8 protein-coding genes are annotated in these 7,171 nt (G+C 70.0%); all 8 read left to right on the forward strand.

Translation table 11 applies throughout. The features are described 5' to 3' along the window. The first annotated feature begins 162 nt into the window (after positions 1 to 162). The 8 genes from D7V93_RS33620 to pstA all read left to right on the forward strand — a co-directional run bounded on the left by D7V93_RS33620 (position 163) and on the right by pstA (position 7,148). Positions 163 to 1,026, forward strand: a complete 864-nt coding sequence (locus D7V93_RS33620) for a sulfite exporter TauE/SafE family protein (RefSeq protein WP_120647268.1) — start codon at positions 163 to 165, stop codon at positions 1,024 to 1,026. Continuing rightward, positions 1,023 to 1,502, forward strand: coding sequence for a DUF1634 domain-containing protein (locus D7V93_RS33625; RefSeq protein ID WP_244237667.1), 480 nt, complete (start codon positions 1,023 to 1,025; stop codon positions 1,500 to 1,502). Before D7V93_RS33620 ends, D7V93_RS33625 begins: the two co-directional genes overlap by 4 nt. A 71-nt stretch (positions 1,503 to 1,573) precedes the next feature. Further along, positions 1,574 to 2,053 (forward strand): SixA phosphatase family protein, encoded by a 480-nt coding sequence (locus D7V93_RS33630; protein ID WP_120647269.1) that lies wholly within the window; start codon positions 1,574 to 1,576, stop codon positions 2,051 to 2,053. Between the two features lie 202 nt (positions 2,054 to 2,255). Then, positions 2,256 to 2,945, forward strand: coding sequence for a response regulator (locus tag D7V93_RS33635; RefSeq protein ID WP_120647270.1), 690 nt, complete (start codon positions 2,256 to 2,258; stop codon positions 2,943 to 2,945). Between the two features lie 102 nt (positions 2,946 to 3,047). After that, entirely contained in the window at positions 3,048 to 4,322 is a 1,275-nt protein-coding gene (locus D7V93_RS33640; protein WP_120647271.1) for a porin, read from the forward strand. Positions 4,323 to 4,361: 39 nt separating this feature from the next. Continuing rightward, the gene (locus D7V93_RS33645; RefSeq protein ID WP_120647272.1) at positions 4,362 to 5,186 is read left to right on the forward strand and encodes a phosphate ABC transporter substrate-binding protein; all 825 of its coding nucleotides are present in this window, start codon (positions 4,362 to 4,364) and stop codon (positions 5,184 to 5,186) included. Positions 5,187 to 5,244: 58 nt separating this feature from the next. After that, positions 5,245 to 6,240 carry a phosphate ABC transporter permease subunit PstC gene (gene pstC, locus D7V93_RS33650; RefSeq protein WP_208723244.1) on the forward strand — a complete coding sequence of 332 codons (996 nt, stop codon included), beginning with the start codon at positions 5,245 to 5,247 and terminating at the stop codon, positions 6,238 to 6,240. Then, a complete protein-coding gene (gene pstA / locus D7V93_RS33655) occupies positions 6,237 to 7,148 on the forward strand; it encodes a phosphate ABC transporter permease PstA (protein ID WP_120647273.1) in 912 nt (303 codons plus the stop codon). Before pstC ends, pstA begins: the two co-directional genes overlap by 4 nt. Positions 7,149 to 7,171 lie beyond the last annotated feature (23 nt).

The raw sequence follows: 7,171 nt of genomic DNA on the forward strand, positions 1-7,171 counted from the left end.
CTATCGGGGCTGGCCCCTGTTCCAGGGGTGGCCCCTCCCGCAGCCGCCGGACGCGAAGCCGGCCCCGGAGCGCTGAGGACCCGCCCCCACAGGGGGGATGGAGGCGACCAGCCAGGCAGGCTCCGAGTGAACCCGCTTGCATGCGGGAGGCGCCGGAGGAAGATGGCCGCCGCCTTGGACGCCACTCCGTTCAACTTCGTCGCCATCGTAATGCTGGTCTCCATGGGCGCGGGCCTGTTGGGCTCGCTGTTGGGCCTGGGCGGCGGCCTCATCCTCATCCCCGTCCTCACGCTCGTGCTCAAGGTGGACATCCGCTACGCGGTGGGAGCGTCCATCGTGTCCGTCATCGCGACGTCCAGCGGCGCGGCGGCGGCCTACGTGCGTGACGGCCTGGCCAACCTGCGGGTGGCGATGTTCCTGGAGCTGGCCACCGTCGCCGGGGCCCTGACGGGCGCGATGCTCGCGGGCATGGTGAGCGGACGCGCGCTGTACCTCCTCTTCGGCGCGGTGATGGCGTACTCGGCGCTCGCGATGCTGCGCAAGCTGCGCGACGACGACGCGCCCCGCGAGGAGCCTCCTCCGGATGCGCTCGCGGATCGGCTGGCCCTGCACGGCAGCTACTACGACGCGTCCACCGAGCGCGAGGTGACGTACCGCGTGCACCGGCCGCTCGCCGGCCTGGGCCTCATGTACGTGGCGGGCACGGTGAGTGGCCTGCTGGGCATCGGCTCCGGCGCGCTCAAGGTGCCGGCCATGGACCTGGCGATGGGGCTGCCCATCAAGGTGTCCACCGCCACCAGCAACTTCATGATTGGCGTGACGGCGGCGGCCAGCGCGGGCATCTACTTCGCGCGCGGCGACATCGACCCGTTCATCGCCGGGCCCGTCTGCGTGGGCGTCACGCTGGGCGCGTTCGCGGGCTCGCGCTACCTGACGAAGCTCAAGAGCGGCTCCCTGCGCATGCTCTTCGTCGCCGTCCTCCTGTGGGTGTCCTTCGAGATGCTGTCCAAGGGAGTCCACGGATGAGCCTCCAGGCCCCCGAGTCCCGCCCTCCGCCGGACACCACCACCGCGGTCCATCCCGTGGTTCATCCCGTCGTCCATCCCGCCGTTCATCCGGAGACGATCCCCCTCACGCCGGAGCTGCTGATCAGCCAGCTGCTGCGCGGCGGCGTCCTCTTGAGCATGTCGCTCGTCACGTGCGGGATGGTGATGACCTTCTTCCGGCACCCGGACTACTTCTCGTCGCCGGACGCGCTCCAGCGCCTCACCTCGCCAGACTCCGCGCCCCACCGGCTTCCGGACGTCTTCGAGGGCGTCATGGCCGTGCGCGGGCAGTCCTTCGTCATGGCGGGCCTGCTGGTGATGATCACCGTGCCCGTGCTGCGCGTGGCCCTGTCGCTGGGCATCTTCCGCGCGCAGAGGGATCGCACCTTCGCCGCCATCACCACCGGCGTGCTCGCGCTGCTGCTGCTCGCGTTCCTCCTGGGAGGCGTGGAGTAGTTCACGCTGCACTGGCGCGGTTCGCGCATTCGTCACACGCGCGCGGAGGGAACGCCCTACAACGCGCCCTCATGGCCGACCAGGACCTGCCCCTGCTCTTCGTGCGCCACGCCGTGGCCGAGGACTCCCACGTGCTGGGCGACGAGGCCCGCGCCCTCACCTCACAGGGTCGCGCCGCCTTCCGCCAGCACGCGCGCAAGATTGCCCGGCTCACCCCGCTCATGGGCATCATCACCAGCCCCCTGGTGCGCGCGGTGCAGACCGCGGAGCTGCTCGCGGAAGCCCTCTGCCTGTCCCACGTGGAGGTCCATCCCGCCCTCATCCCCATGAAGGGCGCGGCCCGCCGGGTGCTGCGCCTGGCGCGCGACGTGGGCCCGGGCTGGGCGCTGGTGGGACACAACCCTTCCCTGGAGCGCGCCGCCGCGCACGCGCTGGGACAGGCGCTGCCAGACAAGCTGCGCAAGGGCTGCGCGATCGCCCTGCGACCCGAGGGACGCGACTTCACGCTGCAATGGATGGCGGCGCCGGGACGTTCCCTGCGGCGCCCGTGAGCCACCCTCGCGGGCCAGCGGCTGCGTGCGAGTGGACTCCGACCCGAAAGGACCAGCGGCGCGGACAGCCCCGTCCCCCTCTTCCCGGGGTGCGTCTGGGCCCGTGTCGTTCCTGAGCAGGCCTCACGCGCAGCGGACGTGACGCAGTTGTTGCCGGCGCGTCACGTCGCCGCGAACAGACCGGCGCACAGTACGCGTCGTCATGGCCCACGTTCTCATCGTCGACGACGAGCGCGACCTCGCCGAGCTCATCGACTTCAACCTGCGCGGCGCCGGCTTCTCCACGCGCCTGGCCTTCACCGGGGAGGCGGCGCTCGCGGCCGCGCGCGAGCAGTCCCCGGACGTGGTGCTGCTGGACCTGATGCTGCCGGACCTGTCCGGCATCGAGGTCTGCCGCCACCTGCGCGCCAACTCCCAGCTGCGTGACGTGCTCATCGTCATGCTCACCGCCAAGAGCGAAGAGGCGGACCGCATCCGCGGCTTCGAGGTCGGCGCGGACGACTACGTCGTCAAGCCCTTCTCCGTGCGCGAGCTGGTGCTGCGCCTCAAGGCCATCCTCCGGCGCTCCACCGCTCCGAATGACAGCCCGCCTCCATTGGCGCTGGGCCCGCTGCGCCTGGACGTCACCGCGCACCGCTTCTACGTGGACGGCCAGGAGACGTCGCTCACCGCGCTGGAGTTCCGCCTGATGGAGCACCTGATGGCGCGGCTGGGCCGGGTGCAGACGCGGGAGCAGCTCCTGGAAGAGGTGTGGGGCCTGTCCAGCGCGCTGGAGACGCGCACCATCGACACGCACGTCATGCGCCTGCGCGACAAGCTGGGCAGCGCGCGCGCCCTCCTGGAGACGGTGCGGGGCGTGGGCTACCGCATCGTTGACCCCGCCGCCGGCTAGCTCCCTTCCCGTTACCCATTTGTCACGAAAGGGCCGTCAAACAGCCACATGGGCCCCGTAGATCGTCACGCGTTCTCGACGCCGGGACCCGACGACCCCTCTATGCGCCCACTCCTCGTTGCCTTCTCCCTGTTGACCTCCAGCGCCGCCATGGCCCAGGCCACTCCGCCCCAGGAGCAGCTCCCCACGCCGCCGGCCTCCGAGCCGCGCGAGGCCGTGCAGCCGGCCTCCCCGGCCGACCCGGAGCCGAAGCAGCCCCCGGCCAACGCGTACAGCGTGCCGGAGGGCTCGCCCTCCATCGACGAGCGCCTGTCCGCGGACGAGCACCGCGTGGAGGCCCTGGAGGAGCAGAACACGGAGACGAAGAACGACCTGTCCGCGCTCAAGAAGCTGCGCTTCTCCGGCTACGTGCAGGCCCGCTACCTGTACCAGGAGCCGCAGGACGAGGTCACCGGCGCGGGCGGCTTCAGCCGCTTCACCATCCGCCGCAGCCGCCTGAAGGCGACGTACACCGGCGACCTCGCGCAGTTCATGCTGCAGATCGACGCGTCCCCCACGGGCGTGGCGCTGCGCGACGCGGAGTCCACCCTCTTCATCCCGGGCACGAAGCAGCAGTTGTCGCTCACTCTGGGCCAGATGAAGTGGCCCTTCGGCTATGAGGGCCCGCAGTCCTCCAGCGACCGCGAGTTCCCCGAGCGCAGCCGCGTGGTGCGCAACATGCTCCCCAGCGAGCGTGACCGCGGCGCCAAGGTGAACGGCCGCTACAAGTTCCTGCGCGTGTCGGCGGGCGTCTTCGACGGCGCCGGCACCGACAGCGGCACGACCCAGGACAACGACAAGGAGAAGGACATCATCGGCCGCGTGGGCTTCGACCTGAAGTGGATCGCGGGCGGCGTCTCCGGCTGGTACGGCCAGGATCTGGGCAAGCTGCCCACGGACACCTTCCGCCGCGCGTATGACCGCAGCCGCCTTGGCGCGGACCTGCAGGCCTACTTCGACGTGGTGCCCCTGGGCGGCACGTCGCTCAAGGGCGAGTTCATCGCGGGCCGCACCTACGGCGCCGCCAACAACGCCACCCACCTGGATGTGCCCGCGCACGGCTGGTACCTGCTGCTCGTGCAGAACATCGGACTCAACGACGCGGTGGCCGTGCGCTACGACACCTTCGACCCGCACAACGGTCAGGCGAACACCGCGAACGGGGAGACGCCCGGCGCCGACAACGCCGTCGATACCCTGGGCGTCGTCGTGCAGCACCACTTCGGGGAGAACCTGAAGGTCTCCGCCACCTACGAGCTGCCGATGACCCAGGTCGTCGCCCAGGCATCGGACCCCAAGGACAATCTGTTCACCCTCCAGATGCAGGCGCGTTTCTAGCGCTGTCGCTTCACTGAATCGCTTTCAAGGAGCCACTCCATGAAGAAGACCCTGCGCTCAAGCCTCGTCGCTCTCGGCCTCACCCTCCTCCCGCTCGCTGCCCAGGCAGGCACCGTGACGGTGAAGGGCTCGGACACCATGGTCATCCTCGCCCAGCGCTGGGCGGAGGCGTTCATGAAGAAGAACCCGTCCATGAAGATCCAGGTGACGGGCGGCGGCTCCGGCACGGGCCTGGCGGCCCTGCAGAACGGGACCACCGACATCGCCATGTCCAGCCGCGAGATGAAGGAAGCGGAGGAGGAGAAGCTGCGCGCCCGCTACAACACCCCGCCCACCCAGTTCTCCGTGGCGAAGGACGGCGTCACGTTCTACGTGAACGAGGCGAACAAGCTGGACGCGCTCACCGTGGAGCAGCTCAAGGACATCTACCTGGGCGACACCACGTCGTGGAAGGCCGTGGGCGGCGCGGATGCCCCCATCGTCCTGTACTCGCGGGAGAACTCCTCCGGCACCTACGTGTTCGTGAAGGACACCGTGCTGGGCGGGGATGACTTCGCCTCCGCCGCCCAGACGCTCCCCGGCACCGCCGCCGTCGTCAACGCGGTGTCCAAGGAGAAGAACGGCATTGGCTACGGCGGCGCCGCGTACGCCAAGGGCATCAAGGAGCTGAAGGTGAAGAAGGGCAATGAGGCCTTCGCCCCCACGGCGGAGAACGTGAAGAGCGGCAAGTACCCGCTGTCGCGCGACCTGTTCTTCTACCTGCGCAACAAGCCGTCCGGCGACGTGAAGGCCTTCATCGACTTCGCGCTGTCCGCGGAAGGCCAGGCCATCGTCACCCAGGTCGGCTACTTCCCTGTGAAGTAGTCGCCGTCACACGATTGTCACCCGGCGCGAGGGCTCCATGTTGGATAGACAGGCCGTCATGCAGGAGCAGGACCTCGCGCCCCCGGTGGCGCTGCCCATGCTGTCGCCCGCGGCCCGGCGGCGGCAGTTGAAGGAGAAGGTCATCGCCGGGGTCATCACGGCGGTGGCCTTCACGGGCATCGCCGCGCTGGTGCTCATCCTCGTCTTCGTGGCGAAGGAGGCCCTGTCGCTCATCACCGACGCGGCGGCCCGCGAGGAGGCGAGCTTCTCCAAGATGTTCCTGCCGCAGCTCGTGCGGAAGGGAAAGCCGCTGGCCTACGTGTGGCAGCCCGTGTCGGGCGTGCCCAAGGTCAGCATGATTCCGCTGTTCATCGGCACGCTGAAGACGACGGCGGTGTCCATGCTGGTGGCGGTGCCGCTGGGCATCTTCGGCGCGCTGTTCGCCGCGGAGTTCGCCCCCCGGCGCCTGCGTGAAGTCCTCAAGCCCACCATCGAGCTGCTCGCCGGCATCCCGTCCGTGGTGCTGGGCTTCTTCGCCCTCATGGTGATGGCCACCTTCCTCCAGGACACCTTCGGCTTCACGTCCCGCCTCAACGCGGTGGTGGCGGGGCTGGGGCTGGCGCTGGCCATCGTGCCGGTCATCTTCACGGTGACGGAGGACGCGCTCACCGCCGTGCCGCGCAGCTACCGCGAGGCGTCCCTGGCCCTGGGCGCCACGCCCTGGGAGACGGCGTGGAAGGTGGTGCTCCCGGCGGCGGCACCCGGCATCCTCGCCGCGTGCGTGCTGGGGTTCGGGCGCGCCATCGGTGAGACGATGATCGTCCTGATGGCCTCCGGCAACGCGGCCATCACGTCCGCGAACCTGGGCGACTCCGTGCGCTCGCTGTCGGCCACCATCGCGGCGGAGATGGGCGAGGTGGTGGTGGGCAGCCCCCACTACGCGCTGCTCTTCTTCATCGGCGTGGAGCTGTTCATCTTCACCTTCGTGCTCAACATGCTCGCCAGCGTCTGGACCAAGAAGGTCATCCAGCGACTCAAGGGAGGTGCCGGGTGAAGCACGCCACTCGCCGTGTGGTGGGCCTGTCGCTCGTGTCGCTCACGGGGCTGGCCGCGTTCGTCATCGTGGCGATGCTCGCCCTCATCCTCCTGGACGTGGTGAAGGGGGGCGCAAGCCACCTGTCCTGGAAGTTCCTCACCGAGGCCCCCACCGACGGGATGATGGGCGGCGGCATCTTCCCCGCCCTCTTCGGCACCGCGGCGCTCACGCTCCTGATGACCGTGGCGGTGATGCCGGTGGGCGTGCTGACCGCCGTGTACCTGCACGAGTACGCCCCGCCCAACGGCCGCATGGCGCGCCTGGTGCGCGTGGCGGTGGCGAACCTGGCGGGCGTGCCCTCCATCGTCTTCGGCCTCTTCGGCCTGGGCTTCTTCATCCTCTTCGTGGGCCGGGGCATGGACCGCGCGCTGGGCTACGAGGAGCTGCACTGGGCCCAGCCGGGCATCCTCTGGGCGTCGCTCACGCTGGCGGTGCTCACCCTGCCCGTCGTCATCGTGTCCACGGAAGAAGCCCTGCGCGCCGTGCCCCTGGACCACCGCACCGCGAGCCTCGCCCTGGGGGCCACCCAGTCCCAGACGCTGGCGCGGGTGGTGCTGCCGGGCGCGCTGCCGGGCATCCTCACCGGCGCGGTGCTGGCCATCTCCCGCGGCGCGGGCGAGGTGGCGCCCATCCTCTTCACCGGCGCGGCGTACTTCCTGCCGGACCTGCCCACGAGCCTCAACTCGCAGTTCATGCACCTGGGCTACCACACGTACGTGCTGGCCACGCAGTCGCCGGACGTGGAGGCCACGCGTCCGCTCCTGTACGCGACGGTGACGGTGCTGCTGCTGCTGACCTTCACCCTGAACCTCGTCGCGGTCCTCATCCGCACGCGCACGCGCCGCAAGGCCGCGAGCGGCCACTGACGCCCCCCATCCATGCCCCCTAC

Source organism: Corallococcus llansteffanensis, from assembly GCF_003612055.1.
Classification (GTDB): Bacteria; Myxococcota; Myxococcia; order Myxococcales; family Myxococcaceae; genus Corallococcus; species Corallococcus llansteffanensis.